This window comes from Mycolicibacterium vaccae NBRC 14118 = CIP 105934, from assembly GCF_001552715.1.
GTDB lineage: Bacteria > Actinomycetota > Actinomycetes > Mycobacteriales > Mycobacteriaceae > Mycobacterium > Mycobacterium vaccae.
Window position 1 is genome coordinate 1 of sequence record NZ_BCRS01000127.1, and the last position, 18,622, is coordinate 18,622.

At 68.8% G+C, this 18,622-nt stretch carries 13 protein-coding genes; all 13 read left to right on the top strand.

The features are described 5' to 3' along the window. On the top strand, positions 1-372 hold a 372-nt coding region (locus MVA01S_RS21460), incomplete at its 5' end, for a phosphatase PAP2 family protein (protein WP_060941684.1). Continuing rightward, positions 369-1,319, top strand: a complete 951-nt coding sequence (locus tag MVA01S_RS21465; protein WP_003931291.1) for a decaprenyl-phosphate phosphoribosyltransferase — start codon at positions 369-371, stop codon at positions 1,317-1,319. The genes MVA01S_RS21460 and MVA01S_RS21465, both read left to right, overlap by 4 nt. Further along, a complete protein-coding gene (gene aftB / locus MVA01S_RS21470) occupies positions 1,297-3,261 on the top strand; it encodes a terminal beta-(1->2)-arabinofuranosyltransferase (protein ID WP_081529079.1) in 1,965 nt (654 codons plus the stop codon). The genes MVA01S_RS21465 and aftB overlap by 23 nt, the downstream gene beginning before the upstream one ends. Before the next feature lie 238 nt (positions 3,262-3,499). Continuing rightward, positions 3,500-4,555, top strand: coding sequence for an esterase family protein (locus MVA01S_RS21475; RefSeq protein WP_040541696.1), 1,056 nt, complete (start codon positions 3,500-3,502; stop codon positions 4,553-4,555). 142 nt (positions 4,556-4,697) lie between these two features. Then, a complete protein-coding gene (locus tag MVA01S_RS21480; RefSeq protein ID WP_003931288.1) occupies positions 4,698-5,585 on the top strand; it encodes an alpha/beta hydrolase-fold protein in 888 nt (295 codons plus the stop codon). A 68-nt stretch (positions 5,586-5,653) separates the two neighbouring features. After that, complete coding sequence (locus MVA01S_RS21485; RefSeq protein ID WP_003931287.1) at positions 5,654-6,106, top strand: DUF732 domain-containing protein; 453 nt, start codon at positions 5,654-5,656, stop codon at positions 6,104-6,106. A 47-nt stretch (positions 6,107-6,153) separates the two neighbouring features. Then, positions 6,154-7,185: a carboxylesterase Culp6 gene (gene culp6 / locus MVA01S_RS21490; protein WP_003931286.1), complete on the top strand. Its 1,032-nt coding sequence runs from the start codon at positions 6,154-6,156 to the stop codon at positions 7,183-7,185. Between the two features lie 175 nt (positions 7,186-7,360). After that, entirely contained in the window at positions 7,361-9,250 is a 1,890-nt protein-coding gene (fadD32, locus tag MVA01S_RS21495; protein ID WP_003931285.1) for a long-chain-fatty-acid--AMP ligase FadD32, read from the top strand. Between the two features lie 59 nt (positions 9,251-9,309). Beyond that, positions 9,310-14,793, top strand: coding sequence for a polyketide synthase Pks13 (gene pks13, locus MVA01S_RS21500; RefSeq protein ID WP_060941685.1), 5,484 nt, complete (start codon positions 9,310-9,312; stop codon positions 14,791-14,793). Next, positions 14,790-16,340: an acyl-CoA carboxylase subunit beta gene (locus tag MVA01S_RS21505; RefSeq protein ID WP_003931282.1), complete on the top strand. Its 1,551-nt coding sequence runs from the start codon at positions 14,790-14,792 to the stop codon at positions 16,338-16,340. The genes pks13 and MVA01S_RS21505 overlap by 4 nt, the downstream gene beginning before the upstream one ends. 26 nt (positions 16,341-16,366) lie before the next feature. After that, positions 16,367-17,278: a DUF4331 family protein gene (locus MVA01S_RS21510; protein ID WP_003931281.1), complete on the top strand. Its 912-nt coding sequence runs from the start codon at positions 16,367-16,369 to the stop codon at positions 17,276-17,278. Then, positions 17,265-17,657 carry a hypothetical protein gene (locus tag MVA01S_RS21515; protein WP_003931280.1) on the top strand — a complete coding sequence of 131 codons (393 nt, stop codon included), beginning with the start codon at positions 17,265-17,267 and terminating at the stop codon, positions 17,655-17,657. Before MVA01S_RS21510 ends, MVA01S_RS21515 begins: the two co-directional genes overlap by 14 nt. Before the next feature lie 33 nt (positions 17,658-17,690). Beyond that, on the top strand, positions 17,691-18,622 hold a 932-nt coding region (locus MVA01S_RS21520), incomplete at its 3' end, for a serine/threonine-protein kinase (protein ID WP_060941686.1).

An 18,622-nucleotide genomic window follows, 5' to 3' on the forward strand; every position in this document is an offset into this window, starting at 1 on the left:
CGCGACTACCTCGCCGCGGGCGCCGGGGCGTTCCTCGCCCACGCCGCGGCCGTCGTCATCAAGCGGGTCGTGCGCCGGCAGCGGCCGCACCATCCGGCGATCGCGGTCAACGTCGCGACCCCGAGCCGGCTGAGTTTCCCGTCGGCGCACGCCACCTCGACGACCGCGGCCGCAGTGCTGCTGTCGCGCCCGACCGGGCTGCCGCTGGCCGCGCTGCTGGTGCCGCCGATGGCGTTGTCCCGTCTGGTCGTCGGCGTGCACTATCCCAGCGACGTGCTGACCGGGGTGGCGGTCGGGGCGGTCGTCGGAAAAGCAGTCGGCAGGCTGGGCGACAAGCTCGCGGCCCGGGATCGTAGGAGGACACCGCGATGAGCACGTCCGAGGTGGGTCAGCAGACAGGTCCGGCGGCAGGGCCGCCGAAGAATCTGGCCGCCGGCGTCGTCAAGGCCCTCCGTCCGCGGCAGTGGGTCAAGAACGTGCTGGTGTTCGCGGCGCCGGTGGCGGCGCTGGCCGACGCCAGCTTCGTCGACCGGATGCGTGACGACTGGCCGGCACTGCTGCTCAACGTCGCCGTCGCGTTCGTGGTCTTCAGCCTGGCCGCCTCCAGCGTGTACCTGGTCAACGACGCCCGGGACGTCGAGGCCGACCGTGCCCACCCGACCAAGCGGTTCCGGCCGATCGCCGCGGGCGTGGTGTCCGAGCCGCTGGCCTACGTGCTGGCCGTCACCCTCGGCGTGCTGTCCCTGGCGATCTCCTGGGTCGTCGTCAGCCCGAACCTGGCCATGGTCATGGCGGTCTACATCGCCGTGCAGCTGGCGTACTGCTTCGGGCTCAAACACCAGGCCGTCATCGACATCTGCATCGTCTCGTCGGGCTTCCTGATCCGGGCCATCGCAGGCGGCGTCGCCGCGGAAGTGCCGCTGTCCCAGTGGTTCCTGCTCACCATGGCCTTCGGGTCGCTGTTCATGGCGGCCGGAAAGCGGTACGCCGAACTCCAGTTGGCCGAACGCACCGGCGCCAAGATCCGGAAATCGCTGGAGAGCTACACCAGCTCGTATCTGAGGTTCGTGTGGACGTTGTCGGCCACCGCGCTGGTGCTGTGCTACGGGCTGTGGGCCTTCGAGAGGGACGCCACCGGCGGCACCTCGTGGTTCGTGGTCTCGATGATCCCGTTCACCATCGCCATCCTGCGCTACGCCGTCGACGTCGACGGCGGCCTGGCTGGCGAGCCCGAGGAGATCGCGTTGAAGGACCGGGTGCTCCAGCTGATGGCGCTGGCGTGGATTGGGACCGTCGGTGCCGCAGTCATCCTCAGTTGAGACGCTGACGCCGCCGGCGCCTGTGCGCCGGCCTTCCATCCCGTCCGACGTGTGGATGCGGGTGAGTCTGTGGGTGTCGGTCACCCTGGTGGCGCTGCTGTTCGGCTGGGGCGCCTGGCAGCGACGCTGGATCGCCGACGACGGCCTGATCGTGCTGCGCACGGTACGGAACCTGTTGGCAGGCAACGGCCCGGTGTTCAACGCCGGGGAGCGGGTGGAGGCCAACACGTCCACGGCGTGGTCGTACCTGATGTACCTCGGCGGTCTCGTCTCCGGCGCGGCGCGGCTGGAATACGTGGCGCTGACGCTGGCCCTGGTGCTCAGCGTGCTCGGCGTCGTGCTGGTGATGCTGGGTACCGCCCGGCTGTACGCGCCGGCGCTCAGGGGACGCCAGGCCGTGCTGCTGCCGGCGGGCGTGCTGGTCTACATCGCGGTGCCGCCGGCCCGCGACTTCGCCACCTCCGGGCTCGAAAACGGTTTGGTGCTGGCCTATCTCGGCCTGCTGTGGTGGATGATGGTCGTCTGGGGGCAGGCCCGCCGCGGCACACCCACCTCGCGCGCCTTCGACCTGACGCTGGCCTTCGTCGCCGGCCTGTCGGTGCTGGTGCGTCCCGAACTCGCGCTGATCGGCGGCCTGGCGCTGGTGATGATGCTGATCGCGGCGAAGGACTGGCGGGCCCGGGCGCTGATCGTCGCCGCGGGCGGGCTGCTGCCCGTCGGCTACCAGATCTTCCGGATGGGCTACTACGGACTGCTGTTCCCGAGCACCGCGTTGGCCAAGGAGGCCTCTGGCGCGAAGTGGCAGCAGGGTTTCGTGTACCTGGCGAACTTCAACCAGCCGTACCTGCTGTGGGCGCCCGCGGTGCTGCTGGTCGGGCTGGCGGTCATGGTGAGGCTGTTGTGCGGCAGGCCGGTGCGGATCGACCGGCCGCGCACCGCCGACGCCGGATGGCTGGCCCGGATGGTGCAAAGTCCTTCTGCGGTCGTGATTTTCATGCTGCTGAGCGGCTTCCTGCAGGCGGTGTACTGGATCCGGCAGGGCGGCGACTTCATGCACGGCCGGGTGCTGCTGACGCCGCTGTTCTGCCTGCTGGCCCCGGTGGCGGTGATTCCCCTGATGCTTCCCGACCGTCGTCGGATGGCCCGGGGCGCAAGCTATCTGTACGCAGGTGCCACCAGCCTGCTGTGGCTCGGGGTGGTGGGCTGGTCGCTGTGGGCGGCCAACAGCAACGGCATGGGCGCCGACGCCACCCGCGTCACCTACACCGGCATCGTCGACGAACGCCGCTTCTACGCGCAGGCGACCGGCCACGCCCATCCGCTCACCGCCGCGGACTATCTCGACTATCCGCGGATGCGCGCGGTGCTCGTCGCGATCCAGAACACCCCCGACGGTGCCCTGTGGCTGCCGTCGGGAAACTACGACACCTGGGACGTCGTGCCGGCCTACCCGCCGCCGCCGGACGCACCGCCCGACTACCGCGGTCCGCAGACGGTGTTCTTCACCAACCTCGGGATGGTCAGCATGAACGTCGGTCTCGACGTCCGGGTCATCGACCAGATCGGTCTAGCCAATCCTCTTGCGGCACATACCGCCCGGATCGAGGACGGCCGGATCGGGCACGACAAGAACCTGTTCCCGGACTGGGCGGTGGCCGAGGGGCCGTTCTTCAAGGAAGAGCCCTACATCCCCGCATATCTGGACGAGGACTGGATCCGGCAGGCCGAGGCGGCGCTGAACTGCCCCGAGACCGTCTCCGTCCTGGACGCGATCCGGGCTCCGATGGGGCCCAGGCGTTTTCTGTCCAATCTGGTGCACGCCGCGGAGTTCACCCGCTACCGCATCGACCGGGTGCCGTTGTACGAATTGCGGCGGTGTGGGCTGCCGTTGCCCGAACCGGTCAACCCGCCGTATGCCGGACTTCCTCCCACCGGGCCGTGACCGCGGGCGATTTGTCGGCTGAGCAGTTTTTCTGCTTACGTAACGCTGAAGCCATGTCGGTCAGATAAGGCATGTGAGGAGGTCCGCGAGGGCCTCACACCTCCGCGGCGCCCGCGCTCGCGGAAAAGAGATCGCCACAAAGGTGTGGTTGACTACACGGGCACAGTGGCCGTTCGTGGGAACCGTCCGTTAGGACGCGGGCCTGCTGTTGCTTACGACAGATGGGAAATCTACAAGCATGAAGCTCGTTGGGGCGCTCCCCAGAGTCATTCGTAGCCTGAGCCGCCGGCTCACGGTAGCCGCGCTCGCGGCGGTCCTGCTGCCCGGCCTGATCAGCGCCGTGGGCGGCTCCGCCACCGCAGGCGCCTTCTCACGTCCGGGCCTGCCGGTGGAGTACCTGATGGTGCCATCCGCAGGGATGGGCCGCGACATCAAGGTCCAGTTCCAGAGCGGTGGACCGAACGCCCCCGGCGTGTACCTGCTCGACGGCCTGCGTGCCCAGGACGACTTCAACGGCTGGGACATCAACACCGCCGCCTTCGAGTGGTACGTCGACTCGGGTCTCGCGGTGATCATGCCCGTCGGCGGGCAGTCCAGCTTCTACAGCGACTGGTACAGCCCGGCCTGCGGTAAGGCCGGCTGCCAGACCTACAAGTGGGAGACGTTCCTGACCCAGGAGCTGCCGGCCTACCTCGCCGCCAACAAGGGGGTCGACCCGAACCGCAACGCGGCCGTCGGTCTGTCCATGGCCGGTTCGGCGGCGCTGACGCTGGCGATCTACCACCCGCAGCAGTTCCAGTACGCCGGGTCGCTGTCGGGCTACCTGAACCCGTCCGAGGGGTGGTGGCCGATGCTGATCAACATCTCGATGGGTGACGCGGGCGGCTACAAGGCCAACGACATGTGGGGTCGCACCGAGGACCCGAGCAGCGCCTGGAAGCGCAACGACCCGATGGTCAACATCGGCAAGCTGGTCGCCAACAACACCCGCATCTGGGTGTTCTGCGGCAACGGCAAGCCCGCCGAGGTCAACGGCAGCGTGGCGGGCGACAACCTGCCCGCGAAGTTCCTGGAGAGCCTCACGCTGCGTACCAACAAGACCTTCCAGGAGGAGTACATCGCCGCGGGCGGCAAGAACGGCGTGTTCAACTTTCCTTCCGGCGGCACGCACGACTGGCCCTACTGGGGACAGCAGCTGCAGCAGATGAAGCCCGACATCCAGCGGGTGCTCGGCGCGGTGCCGCAGCCCTCGGCTCCGGCCGAACCGGTCGTGGCCCCGGCCTCGGGCGGCTAGCAACTCATCGGACGACGGCGGTGATCCTCTGACGAGGGTCACCGCCGTCGCTGTTTTGGCCGTCGACCGCGGTAGGTGATGTGATTCACTACTGCGGAAGCGGGACCGGACCCGCGAGGTGCGCGAAAAGATGAGGTGGCAGATGCAGGGGATGTTTCGGGCGCTCGCGACGGCGCTGCTGGCCGCGGCGGCGATCTTCGGCGGGGTGACCGCCCCCGCCGCCCACGCGCAGGGCGTCGAGATGCTCATGGTGCCTTCGGCGGCGATGGGCCGCGCGATCCCGGTCGCGTTCCAGGGTGGCGGGCCACACGCGGTGGTGCTGCTCGACGCGTTCAACGCCGCCCCCGACGTCAGCAACTGGGTCACCGCGGGTAACGCGATGAACACGCTGTCCGGGCTCGGCTTGTCGGTGGCCGCGCCGGCCGGCGGGGCGTGGAGCATGTACACCAACTGGGAGCAGGACGGCAGCAAGCAGTGGGAGACCTTCCTGGCCGACGAGCTGCCCAACTGGCTGGCCGCGAACAAGGGGATCGCACCGAACGGGCACGCCGTCGTCGGCGCGGCCCAGGGCGGCACCGCTGCGCTCACACTGGCCGCGTTCCACCCCGACCGCTACCGCTTCGCGGGCTCCCTGTCCGGGTTCCTGACCCCGTCCTCGACCGCGATGAACGGCGCGATCACCGCCGGGCTGGCCCGCTTCGGCGGCGTGGACACCCGGAACATGTGGGGCTTGCCACAGCTCGGGCGCTGGAAGTGGCATGACCCCGACGTCCACGTGCAGCTGCTGACGAACAACAACACCCGGCTCTGGGTCTACAGCCCGGCAACCACGACGTGCACCGACGTGCCCGCGATGATCGGCTACTGCGACCAGGCTCAAGGCAGCAACCGAGTGTTCTATCAGCACTACCGGGCCACCGGCGGCGGCAACGGCCACTTCGACTTTCCGACCTCGGGAAACCATGACTGGGGTTCGTGGAGCGGCCAGCTCGCCGCCATGACCGGCGAACTCGTCGCGACGGTTCGCTAACCGGGAGCGGCCCGCGCGCCCGGTACCTTGGAGGCGTGCAACACGGCTCACGCTCGGCGAGAACGGGAATGGCGGGGCTGTCTGCGCTACTCGCGATCCCGGCGGCCTGGCTGACCGGCTGCTCGCTGAACACGGACATGATCGCCGGGATGGGTTCCGAGGTCGAGACCGCGCCGCCGCACGGCCGGTCCACCGCCGAAGCGCCGGGACCCCACCGCGCGACCGGTTCCAACGCGCTCGTCGTCACCCCGCGCCAGCGGGAGTACCTGGAGGCTCTGCACGGTGTGGGGGTGACGCCGTCGAGCGATCTGTCGGCGCTGAGCATCGGCTCCTACGTGTGCCAGGCCCGGGCGGCGGGGCAGGACGACCACGCGGTCTGGGACTTCATCGTCCCGCTGGTGCGCGACGACATCGACGATTCCGACGGGGACGACAGCGGCGCGCTGCAGACGCCGTCGGCAGATGACGTCGACGCCGCCACCGCCGACTACATTCGGATCGCGACCGAGCGACTCTGCTGAGCACGAGCACAACCCGCGCACGCATGGAGCACAGGAGTACCTGAAGCATGGCCAAGTCCAATCGGTCGGCCAACCGGCCGGCCAACCGGCGGAAACGCCACCGCCTTCTGGCGCTGTTCGCCGCAGGCGCGGTGGGCCTCGTCGTGGTGCTGATCGTGGCGATCATGATCGTGGTACTGCGCAGGCCCGACGTCCCGCCGTCGGCGGTGCCCCCATCGGCGGTGCCGTCCCCGGGGGTGCCCCCGACGTCGAAGCCGCGCCCTGACTTCCAGGACGCCAGCTGCCCCGACGTCCAGCTGATCTCGATCCCGGGCACCTGGGAGTCATCGGTGCAGCTGGACCCGTTCAACCCGGTGCAGTTCCCGGCCGCGTTGCTGCTCAACGTCACCAACCCGATCCGGGCCGAGTTCGGTGCGGACCGGTTGGAGGTGTTCACGGTTCCCTACACCGCGCAGTTCCACAATCCGCTGTCGGCCGACCGTCAGATGTCCTACAACGACAGCCGCGCCGAGGGCACGCGCGCCGCCGTGCAGGCGATGACCGACATGAACGAGCGGTGCCCGCTGACCAGCTACGTGCTCGTCGGCTTCTCGCAGGGCGCGGTGATCGCCGGTGACATCGCGTCGGACATCGGCAACGGCCGCGGCCCGGTGGACCAGGACCTGGTGCTCGGGGTGACGCTGATCGCCGACGGCCGCAGGCAGTCCGGAGTGGGGGTGGACGTCGGTCCCAATGCGCCGGGGCAGGGCGCGGAGATCACGCTGCACGAGGTGCCGACGCTGTCTGCGCTGGGCCTGTCGATGACCGGGCCGCGGCCTGGTGGGTTCGGGGCGCTCAACGACCGCACCAACGAGATCTGCGCCCGCGGTGACCTGATCTGTGCGGCGCCGGAGTCTGCGTTCAACATCACCCAGCTGCCCAAGACGTTGGAGGTGCTGGCCGGAGGGGCGGGTCAACCGGTGCACGCGATGTACGCCACGCCGCAGTTCTGGAGCGTGGACGGCCTGCCGGCGACCGGATGGACGCTGAGCTGGGCGCAGAATCTGGTGAGTAACGCTCCGCAGCCAAAACATGGCTGACCTGTGACCGGAACGACCGGGGTCGAATTTGGCCGGACCGGGTAGGTCGCCTAGCATTATGGGAGTTTAAGGAAAAGCTAAGAGCGGATGCTGTGGCTGATGGGTGGGCAGCCAATTTCCCGGTACGATGCCCGGGGTTTTTCGGGACAGTGAGCCCGCTTGATTGGAGTAACGAATGGCCTTCCACAACCCGTTCATCAAGGACGGATTGATCAAATTCCCCGACAACGGGAGCCTGGTCAAGCACGTCGAACGATGGGCCAAGGTGCGTGGCGACAAGGTGGCCTACCGGTTCCTCGACTTCTCCACCGAACGTGACGGGGTGGCGCGCGACCTGACCTGGGCCGACTTCGGCGCCCGGAACCGGGCCGTCGGTGCACGCCTGCAGCAGGTCACCCAGCCCGGGGACCGGGTCGCGATCCTGTGCCCGCAGAACCTGGAGTACCTGGTGGCGTTCTTCGGCACCCTGTACTCGGGCCGCATCGCGGTGCCGCTGTTCGATCCGAACGAGCCGGGCCACGTCGGCCGGCTGCACGCCGTGCTGGACAACTGCACACCGTCGGCGATCCTGACCACCACCGAGGCGGCCGAAGGGGTGCGCAAGTTCTTCCGCACCCGCCCGGCCAACCAGCGTCCGCGCGTCATCGCCGTCGACGCGGTGCCCAACGAGGTCGGCGCCACCTGGGAGCCGGTGGACGTCACCCACGACACCATCGCCTATCTGCAGTACACCTCCGGCTCCACGCGCATCCCGACCGGTGTGCAGATCACCCACCTGAACCTGGCCACCAATGTCGTCCAGGTGATCGAGGCACTCCAGGGTGAAGAAGGCGACCGTGGCGTGTCCTGGCTGCCGTTCTTCCACGACATGGGGCTGATCACCGTCCTGCTGCCCACGGTGATCGGCCACTACGTGGAGTTCATGACCCCCGCGGCGTTCGTCCGGCGTCCGGGCCGGTGGATTCGCGCGATGGCGCGCAAAGAGGGCGACAAGGGCGGCACCATCTCGGTGGCGCCGAACTTCGCGTTCGACCATGCCGCTGCGCGCGGGGTGCCGAAGGACGGCGAGGAACCGCTGGACCTGTCCAACGTGAAGGCAGTCCTCAACGGCAGCGAGCCGATCTCGGCGGCCACCGTGCGCCGGTTCAACGAGGCGTTCGGCCCGTACGGATTCCAGCCGCAGGCCATCAAACCGTCCTACGGGCTGGCCGAGGCCACCCTGTTCGTGTCGACGACACCGGCCAACGAATCGCCGACGATCGTCTCCGTCGACCGCGACGAGCTCAACGCGCACCGCTTCGTGCCGGTGGCAGACGACTCGCCGAAGGCCGTCGCGCAGGCCGGGGCCGGCAAGGTCGGGGTCGCGGAGTGGGCGGTCATCGTCGACGCCGAGACCGCGTCCGAATTGCCCGACGGCCAGATCGGCGAGATCTGGATCAGCGGCCAGAACATGGGCACGGGCTACTGGAACAAGCCCGAGGAGACCATCGCCACCTTCCAGAACACGCTGAAGTCGCGCACCACGCCGTCGCACGCGCAAGGTGCGACCGACGACGCGACCTGGGTGCGCACCGGCGATTACGGTGCCTACTTCGACGGCGAGCTCTACATCACCGGCCGCGTCAAGGATCTGGTGATCATCGACGGCCGCAACCACTACCCGCAGGACCTCGAGTACTCCGCGCAGGAGGCCACCAAGGCGTTGCGGACCGGTTTCGTCGCGGCGTTCTCGGTGCCTGCCAACCAGCTTCCCGACGAGGTGTTCGCCGACGGCCACGCCGGACTCCAGCGCGATCCCGAGGACACTTCCGAGCAGCTGGTCATCGTCGGTGAGCGCGCACCCGGTGCGCACAAGCTGGAGATGGGGCCGATCGCCGACGACATTCGCGCCGCGATCGCGGTCCGGCACGGGGTGACGGTGCGCGATGTGTTGCTGACCCCGGCCGGAGCGATCCCGCGGACGTCGAGCGGCAAGATCGGCCGCCGCGCATGCCGGTCGGCGTACCTCGACGGCAGCCTGCGCAGCGGCCGGGTGGCCAACGCGTTCCCGGACGAATCGGACTGACGCTCAACATTTTTCGGCGGCCGTGCCGGTCGCGACGCGATCGTGAGGGTTGAATAGACATGGCGCAAGAACAGCAGAATCCGGATAAGCGCGGCCCGGACATGACAGTCAACGAGATGCGTGAGTGGCTGCGCAACTGGGTCGGCAACGCGACCGGTCAGTCGCCGGATTCGATCAGCGAGTCGGCCCCACTGGTCGAACTCGGGCTGTCGTCGCGCGACGCGGTCGCGATGGCCAGCGACATCGAGGACCTGACCGGTGTCACGCTGACCGCCACCGTGGCGTTCCGGCACCCGACGATCGAGTCGCTGGCGACGGTGATCATCGAGGGTGAGCCCGAGCAGGACAACGAGGCGCTGGACGCCGAGGACTGGTCCCGTGAGGTCGACGAGGGTGTCGCGAACATCGCGATCGTCGGGGTGGGCACCCGGTTCCCGGGCGACATGAACACCCCCGGGGAGATGTGGGAGGCCCTGATGGAGGGCCGCGACGCGATCACCGACCTGCCGGAGGGCCGCTGGTCGGAGTTCCTCAGCGAGCCCCGGGTCGCCGAACGGGTCGCCAAGGCGCGTACCCGCGGCGGCTACCTGCGCGACATCAAGGGCTTCGACTCCGAGTTCTTCGCGCTGTCGAAGATGGAGGCCGACAACATCGATCCGCAGCAGCGGATGGCGTTGGAGTTGACCTGGGAAGCGTTGGAGCACGCGCGGATTCCGGCGTCGAGCCTGCGCGGGGAGAACGTCGGTGTGTTCGTCGGCAGCTCGACCAACGACTACATGTTCATGTCGGTCGCCGATCCGGCCGTGGCCCACCCCTACGCGATCACCGGCAACTCCAGCGCGGTCATCGCCAACCGGGTGTCGTACTTCTACGACTTCCGCGGGCCGTCCATGGCCATCGACACGGCGTGCTCGTCGTCGCTGGTGGCCGTGCACGAGGGCATCAAGGCCCTGCGTGCCGGTGATGCCGACGTGGTGCTGGCCGGCGGCGTCAACGCGCTGATCACCCCGCTGGTGACCATCGGTTTCGACGAGGTCGGCGGGGTGCTGGCACCGGACGGCCGCATCAAGTCCTTCTCCAAGGACGCCGACGGATACGCCCGTTCCGAAGGCGGCGGCATGGTGGTGCTCAAGCGCCTCGAGGACGCCCGCCGCGACGGCGACCAGATCCTGGCGGTCATCGCCGGTGGTGCGGTCAATCACGACGGCCGGTCCAACGGCATGCTCGCCCCGAACCCGGACGCGCAGGAAGCGGTGCTGCGCAAGGCGTACAAGGACGCCGGCATCAACCCGCGCAGCGTCGACTATGTCGAGGCGCACGGCACCGGCACCATCCTCGGCGACCCGATCGAGGCCGACGCGCTGGGCCGGGTCATCGGCCGCGGCCGCGATGACGACAAGCCCGCGCTGTTGGGTGCGGTGAAATCCAATATCGGTCACCTGGAATCGGCCGCGGGTGCGGCCAGCCTGGCCAAGGTCGCGCTGTCGCTGTACCACGGCAAGATCCCGCGGTCGATCAACTACACCGGCCCCAACCCCTACATCGACTTCGAGAAGGAACATCTCAAGGTCGCCGACACCACCACCGACTGGCCGCGCTACAGCGGCCACGCCGTGGCCGGTGTGTCGGGCTTCGGGTTCGGCGGCGCGAACGCGCATCTGGTGGTGCGTGAGGTGCTGCCCACCGATCTCGTCGAGCCCGCACCGGAACCCGAGGTCGCCGTGGTCACCCCGGCCACCGACGATGCCCAGGCGGTGTACGTCGGCGGTGTGCGGATGGACGAGTACGGCGAGTTCATGCCCGATGACCGGGACGACGACGGCCTGGACCGCCCGGCCGTGGCCTACGACGAGGAGCCCGAGCTCCCCGGTCTGACCGACGAGGCGCTGCGCCTGCTGGAGGCCGCCCGCGAGGAGCTCGCCGCGGCCGAGGCGGAGAACCCGCCCACTCCGGTTGTGCCCATTGCTGTTTCGGGCTTCCTGACCTCCCGCAAGCGGGCGACTGCCGCCGAGCTGGCGGACTGGATCGACAGCCCTGCGGGCCGCGCGGCGTCGCTGGAGTCGATCGGTCGTTCGCTGTCGCGCCGCAACCACGGCCGGTCGCGCGCGGTGGTGCTGGCCCACGACCACGACGAGGCGGTCAAGGGACTGCGCTCGATCGCCGAGGGCAAACCGAACCCGATCGTGATCAGCGCCGACGGTCCGGTCACCAACGGTCCGGTCTGGGTGTTGGCCGGTTTCGGCGCCCAGCACCGCAAGATGGGCAAGAGCCTGTACCTGCGCGACGCGACGTTCGCCGAGTGGATCGACAAGGTCGACGCCCTCATCCAGGACGAGCGGGGGCATTCGATCCTCGAGCTCATCCTCGACGACGCGATCGACTACACCGACGAGACCACCGAGCTGCCGATCGAGAAGGTGCAGCTGGTCATCTTCGCGATCCAGGTCGCCCTCGGCGAGCTGCTCAAGGCGCACGGCGCGAAACCCGGTGCACTGATCGGCCAGTCGCTCGGCGAGGCGGCGGCCGCCTACTTCGCCGGCGGTCTGTCGCTGGAGGACGCCACCCGCGCCATCTGCTCGCGCTCGCACCTGATGGGTGAGGGTGAGGCGATGCTGTTCGGCGAGTACATCCGGCTGATGGCGCTGGTCGAGTACTCGGCCGAGGAGATCCAGACGGTGTTCTCGGATTTCAAGGACCTCGAGGTGTGCGTGTACGCCGCGCCGACCCAGACGGTCATCGGCGGTCCGCCCGACCAGGTCGACGCGATCATCGCGCGCGCCGAATCCGAGGGCAGGTTCGCCCGCAAGTTCCAGACCAAGGGCGCCAGCCACACCTCGCAGATGGATCCGCTGCTCGGTGAGCTCGCCGCCGAACTGCAAGGCATCCAGGCGAATCCGATCCAGGTGCCGTACTACTCGACGGTGCACGAGGGCAACCTGATCCGCGCGGGGGGCGACCCGATCCACGATGTGGACTACTGGAAGAAAGGCCTGCGCCACAGCGTGTACTTCACGCACGGCATCCGCAACGCCGTCGACAACGGGCACACCACGTTCCTGGAGCTGGCACCCAACCCGGTGGCGCTGATGCAGGTCGGGCTGACCACCGCTGACGCGGGTCTGCATGACGCACAACTGATCCCGACGCTCGCGCGTAAGCAGGACGAGGTCGACTCGATGACCACGGCTATGGCGCACCTGTATGTGCACGGCCATGACCTGGACCTTCGGACGCTGTTCCCGCTGCCGGCGGACCGGCCGGTGGATCCGGCCACCGATTTCGCCGAGATCCCGCCGACCCGGTTCAAGCGCAAGCCGCACTGGCTGGAGGTCAACTTCACCGGCGACAGCTCGACGGTCATGCCGGGCAACCACGTCGCCACCCCGGACGGCAAGCATGTCTGGGAGTACCGCGCACGTGGCGCGGTCGACGCTTCCATGCTGACCGCGCTGGTCAAAGCCGCTGCGGCAGAGGTGATTCCGGATGCCAAGCTGACGGCGTCCGAGCAGCGTGCGGTGCCCGCCGAGGGTGCACGGCTGGTGACCACCCTGACCCGGCACCCGGGCGGAGCCGGAGTGCAGGTGCACGCCCGGATCGACGAGTCGTTCACGCTCGTCTACGACGCGATCGTGACCCGCGCCGGTGCGCAGTCGGCGCTGCCGACCGCGGTGGGCGCAGGCACGATCGCCGACGGATCACTGGTCGCCGCAACGGAACCCGAGCCCGAGGAAGACGCGGCGATCCTGCAGGACAACCTCACCGCGGGCGCGGGTCTGGCCGCCGGCTTCGCGAAGTGGTCGCCGGACTCCGGAGAGACCATCGGCGATCGCCTCGGCGCCATCGTCGGCGCGGCCATGGGCTACGAGCCCGAGGACCTGCCGTGGGAGGTGCCGCTGATCGAACTCGGCCTCGACTCGCTGATGGCGGTGCGCATCAAGAACCGCGTCGAGTACGACTTCGACCTGCCGCCGATCCAGCTGACCGCGGTGCGTGACGCCAACCTGTACGCGGTCGAGAAACTGATCGCGTACGCGGTCGAGAACCGCGATCAGGTCGAGGAGCTCGCCGAGACGCAGAAGGGGCAGAGCGCCGAGGAGATCGCCGCGGCCCAAGCCGAGTTGATGGGCGGGGCGACCACCGTCGCCGAGCTCGAGGCGAAGCTCGCCGAGGCGGGCCATCCGATCGCGGCCCCGGCCGAGTCCGGTACCGAGGTGAACGCCGCGGCGATCGCCACCGATGCCGTCGAGGCCCAGGTTCCGCCGCCGCCGACCGATCCGTCGGGACCCTCGATTCCGGCTCCGCCGTCCGACCCGTCCGGCCCGGCCGCCGAAAAGCCCTCGGGGTCTGATGGTTCCTCGCGCGAGCGCTCGTCAGCTTCTGATGGTTCCTCGCGCGAGCGCTCGTCAGCCGCAGGCATGGCCGCCAAGGTCCTCACCCAGGAAGCCGTCACCGAGGCCCTCGGCGCCGACGTGCCGCCGCGCGACGCGGCCGAGCGGGTCACGTTCGCCACGTGGGCGATCGTCACCGGCAAGTCGCCGGGCGGCATCTTCAACGAGCTGCCGTCGATCGCCGACGACGTGGCCGAGAAGATCGCCCAGCGTCTGTCCGAACGCGCCGAAGGCACGATCACGGCCGAACAGGTCAAGGCGGCCCGCACGATCCAGGACCTGTCCTCGGAGGTGCGTGAGGAGATGGACGCCGGTGAGCTCGACGGGTTCGTCCGCACGCTGCGGGCCAGGCCCGAAGGGTCCACCCGCGTCCCGGTGTTCGTGTTCCACCCGGCCGGCGGTTCGACCGTCGTCTACGAGCCGCTGATGAAGCGGCTGCCGGCCGACACCCCGGTGTACGGCATCGAGCGGGTGGAGGGCTCCATCGAGGAGCGGGCCCGCGAGTACGTGCCGAAGCTGATGGAGATCCAGGGCAAGGGCCCCTACATCCTGGCCGGCTGGTCACTGGGTGGGGCGCTGGCCTATGCGTGCGCGGTCGGGCTGAAGAGCCAGGGCGCCGACGTGCGGTTCGTCGGCCTGATCGACACCGTGCGCGCCGGTGAGGACGTGCCGCAGACCAAGGAGGAGATCCGCGCCCGCTGGGACCGCTACGCACTGTTCGCCCAGCGCACCTTCAACGTCGAGATCCCGGCGATCCCGTACGAGCAGCTCGAGGAACTCGACGACGAGGGTCAGGTGAGGTTCGTCCTCGACGCGGTCAAGGACAGCGGCGTCGACATTCCCGGCGGCATCATCGAGCACCAGCGCACGTCCTATCTGGACAACCGGGCGCTCGACACCGCGAAGATCGAGCGCTACGACGGGCACGTCACGCTCTACATGGCCGACCGTTACCACGACGACGCGATCATGTTCGAGCCGCGGTACGCGACCCGTCAGCCCGACGGCGGCTGGGGCCAGTTCGTCGACGACCTCGAGGTCGTGCCGATCGGGGGCGAGCACATCCAGGCCATCGACGAGCCCTACATTGCAAAGGTCGGCGCCCATATGAGCCAGGCGATCAACGCTATTCAGGCCGAGAGCGAGAGCAAGTGACTGAACGAACGACCGCGGAACTGCTGGCCGAACTTCGCGAGAAGCTGGAGCTGGCCAAGGAGCCCGGTGGTGAGAAGGCCGTCGCGAAACGGGAGAAGAAGGGCATCCCGAGCGCGCGGGCCCGCATCCACTCCTTGCTCGATCCCGGCAGCTTCCTGGAGATCGGCGCGCTGGCCAAGACCCCCGGCGACCCCGACGCGCTGTACGGCGACGGCGTCGTCACCGGCCACGGCACCATCAACGGCCGCCCGGTCGGCGTGTTCAGCCACGACCAGACGGTGTTCCAGGGTTCGGTCGGAGAGATGTTCGGCCGCAAGGTCGCCCGGCTGATGGAGTGGGTGGCGATGGTCGGCTGTCCGATCATCGGCATCAACGACTCGGCCGGCGCCCGCATCCAGGACACCGCGACGTCGCTGGCCTGGTACGCCGAACTCGGCCGCCGCCACGAACTGCTGCGCGGGCTGGTGCCCGAGATCTCGCTGATCTTCGGCAAGTGCGCCGGCGGTGCCGTTTACTCGCCGATCCAGACCGACCTGATCGTCGCGGTGCGCGACCAGGGCTACATGTTCGTCACCGGCCCCGACGTCATCAAGGACGTCACCGGTGAGGACGTCAGCCTCGACGAGCTCGGCGGCGCCGACGCGCAAGCCCGGTACGGCAACATCCACCAAGTCGTCGAGTCCGAGGCCGCGGCGTTCCAGTACGTCCGCGACTACCTGAGTTTCCTGCCCGCCAACACCTTTGACGACGCGCCCATCGTCAACCCGGGGCTGGAGCCGGAGGTCACGCCGCACGACCTCGAACTGGACACCATCGTGCCGGACCTGGACAACCAGGCCTACGACATGATGGAGATCCTGTTGCGGATCTTCGACGACGGTGACGTGTTCCAGGTGGGCGAGCAGTCCGGCCCGGCGATCATCACCGCGTTCGCGCGGATCGACGGCCGCCCGGTGGGCGTGATCGCCAACCAGCCCATGTACATGTCCGGCGCGATCGACAACGAGGCCTCCGACAAGGCGGCCCGATTCGTCCGCTTCTGCGACTCGTTCAACACACCGCTGGTCTTCGTCGTCGACACGCCCGGGTTCATGCCCGGTGTGGAGCAGGAGAAGGGCGGCATCATCAAGCGTGGCGGCCGCTTCCTCAACGCGGTCGTCGAGGCCGACGTCCCGAAGGTCACCATCACCATCCGCAAGTCCTACGGCGGCGCGTACGCGGTGATGGGGTCCAAGCAGCTGACCTCGGACTTCAACTTCGCCTGGCCGACCGCCCGCATCGCGGTGATCGGCGCCGAAGGTGCTGCTCAGTTGCTGGTCAAGCGGTTCCCCGATCCGACCGCACCCGAGGTGCAGAAGATCCGGGCCGACTTCATCGAGGGCTACAACACCAGCCTGGCCACGCCATGGATCGCCGCCGAGCGCGGCTTCATCGACGGGGTGATCGAACCCCACGAAACCAGGCTGCTGCTGCGCAAGTGCATGCATCTGCTGCGGGACAAGCAGATCAATCGTGTGCAGCGCAAGCATGGCCTGACGCCGATCTAAAGGGCCGGTACGGTTGGATGGAGCCTGTGTCGACTGATTTCACCGGGCTGAGGCGCACTGCGCCGCTCGGCGACCCCCGTCTGGATCTGTGCGATCTGTACGTCTTCCAGTCGCCGAGCGACCCAGCACGCACCACGCTGATCCTGACGGCGAACCCGGAAGCGGGCCCGCTGCATCCCCATGCCGTGTACCGCATCGGGATCGACAACGACGGCGATCTGCGCAACGACATCGCGTTCAACTTCGTGTTCTCCGAACCGCGTTTCGACGGCGAGCGCCCGCGACAGCTCGTCGACGTCCGGCTCGCGCTGCAGGCCGAGGCCCGGGTGGAGTCCGCGTGCGGGTCGGAGATCTTCGGCAACGTCGACGTGTCGTTCGAGGAGCCGCACATCTGGCGTTCGCGCGGCGGCGGATTCGTGTTCTTCGCCGGTGCCCGCCGGGACGCCTGGTTCACCGACACCAACGTCATCGCGATGGCCGTGGAGCTGCCCACCGCCTACCTCGGTGCGGGCCCCGACGTGCGGGTGTGGGCGCGCTGCAGCGTGCTGGGCGACGACGGCTGGGTGCACGCCGACCGCGTCGCGCATCCGTGGGTGAGCGGGTTCTTCTCCACCGACGAGGAACTCGCCGAGTACAGCGCCGGTGAGCCCAACCGCGACCGGGCCCGCTGGATGGGCCACCTGATCGAATTGATGGCCGACACCGGGGGATACACCCGGGAAGAGGCGATCGACGCGATCGAGGCCGAGGGCACGCTGCCCGACGTGCTGACCTATAAGCCGACCGGCCCGGCGCGATACCCGAACGGGCGCAGGCTGACCGACGACGTCGCCGACTACCGGTCGAAATTCCTCACCAAGGGCCAGAAGAGCTTCTCGGGCCCGAGCACGCCCACCGATCTACTCCCCGACTTCCCCTACCTCGGTGCCCCCCGCTGACCCCAGCGACGAGGGTGCCGAAGCCCCGTCGTCCCTGCTGATCTCCGCGTACCGCGCGTGCGAGACGCTGCCTCTGGTGGGCGGGTTGTTCACCCGGGGCAGGCAGGAGGCGCAGGCCGTGCTGTCGGCGGTGGTCACGGCGGTGGTCGACGAACTCGACCTCGACGACCTGGTCCGGGAGCGGATCACCGCCGAGGCGGTCGACGCGATCATCGGCCGGATCGACCTGATCGCGCTGACCAACAAGGTCATCGACGGCGTCGACCTGCGCGCGATCATCCGGGAGTCGACCACCATCCCGACGGTGGACCCGGAAGCGGTGGCCGGGCTGGTGGACCGGATGCGCGGCCGCAGGCAGCGATTCCGCGATCGTTCCTGACGTCGCAGGCCGTTTCAGCATAGGATTCCGCGCATGCCGCTAACCGCCGGCGAGGTGATCTCGGGGTACACGGTCGCGCGGCTGTTGGGTTCGGGCGGTATGGGCGAGGTGTATCTGGCCGCGCACCCCCGGCTGCCGCGCTATGACGCCCTGAAGGTGTTGTCGGCGTCGGTGTGCGCCGACGAGGAGTACCGGCAGCGCTTCCACCGCGAGGCCGACATCGCCGCCACGCTGTGGCATCCGCACATCGTGCAGGTGCACGACCGCGGTGAGTTCGAAGGTCGGCTGTGGATCTCGATGGACCACGTCGAGGGCACCGACGCCGCCGCGCTCCAGGCCGACCGGTATCCCGACGGCATGCCGCCGGACCTGGTGATCAGGATCGTCACCGCGGTCGGCGAGGCCCTCGACTACGCCCACCAGCGCGGCCTGCTGCACCGCGACGTGAAACCGGCCAACATCCTGATCGCCGATCCGGAGACCGACAACGAGCGCATCCTGCTCGCCGACTTCGGGATCGCGCGCAAGGTCGGTGAGGTCAGCACGCTGACCGGGACGAACATGACCGTCGGGACGGTGGCCTACTCGGCTCCCGAGCAGCTGACCGCCGACGAACACATCGACGGCCGTGCCGATCAGTACGCGCTGGCCGCCACGGCTTTTCAGCTGCTGACCGGAAGACCGCCGTTCCCGCACACCAATCCCGCGATCGTGATCAGCAGGCACCTGACCGCGCAGCCGCCGTCGATCTCGCTGCACCGGCCCGAATTATCGTCACTGGGAAGGGCTTTCGAGAAGGCGCTCGCCAAGTCGTCGACCGACCGGTTCGACCGGTGCATCGACTTCGCCCGTGCGCTGGACAGCCGCAGCGCCGCGGGCCGGCCCGGCGTGGCACTCGATCCCGACACCGCGGCGTACGCCGCCGCGCACACCGGACCGCGGCACGCCAGACCCGTTGCGGCGCC

Bases quoted from the DNA above. Each gene is read 5' to 3' on its own strand.
- MVA01S_RS21465 (WP_003931291.1), top strand. From the start codon at position 369: ATGAGCACGTCCGAGGTGGGTCAGCAGACAGGTCCGGCGGCAGGGCCG.
- MVA01S_RS21475 (WP_040541696.1), top strand. From the start codon at position 3,500: ATGAAGCTCGTTGGGGCGCTCCCCAGAGTCATTCGTAGCCTGAGCCGC.
- MVA01S_RS21480 (WP_003931288.1), top strand. From the start codon at position 4,698: ATGCAGGGGATGTTTCGGGCGCTCGCGACGGCGCTGCTGGCCGCGGCG.
- MVA01S_RS21485 (WP_003931287.1), top strand. From the start codon at position 5,654: ATGGCGGGGCTGTCTGCGCTACTCGCGATCCCGGCGGCCTGGCTGACC.
- culp6 (WP_003931286.1), top strand. From the start codon at position 6,154: ATGGCCAAGTCCAATCGGTCGGCCAACCGGCCGGCCAACCGGCGGAAA.
- fadD32 (WP_003931285.1), top strand. From the start codon at position 7,361: ATGGCCTTCCACAACCCGTTCATCAAGGACGGATTGATCAAATTCCCC.
- pks13 (WP_060941685.1), top strand. From the start codon at position 9,310: ATGGCGCAAGAACAGCAGAATCCGGATAAGCGCGGCCCGGACATGACA.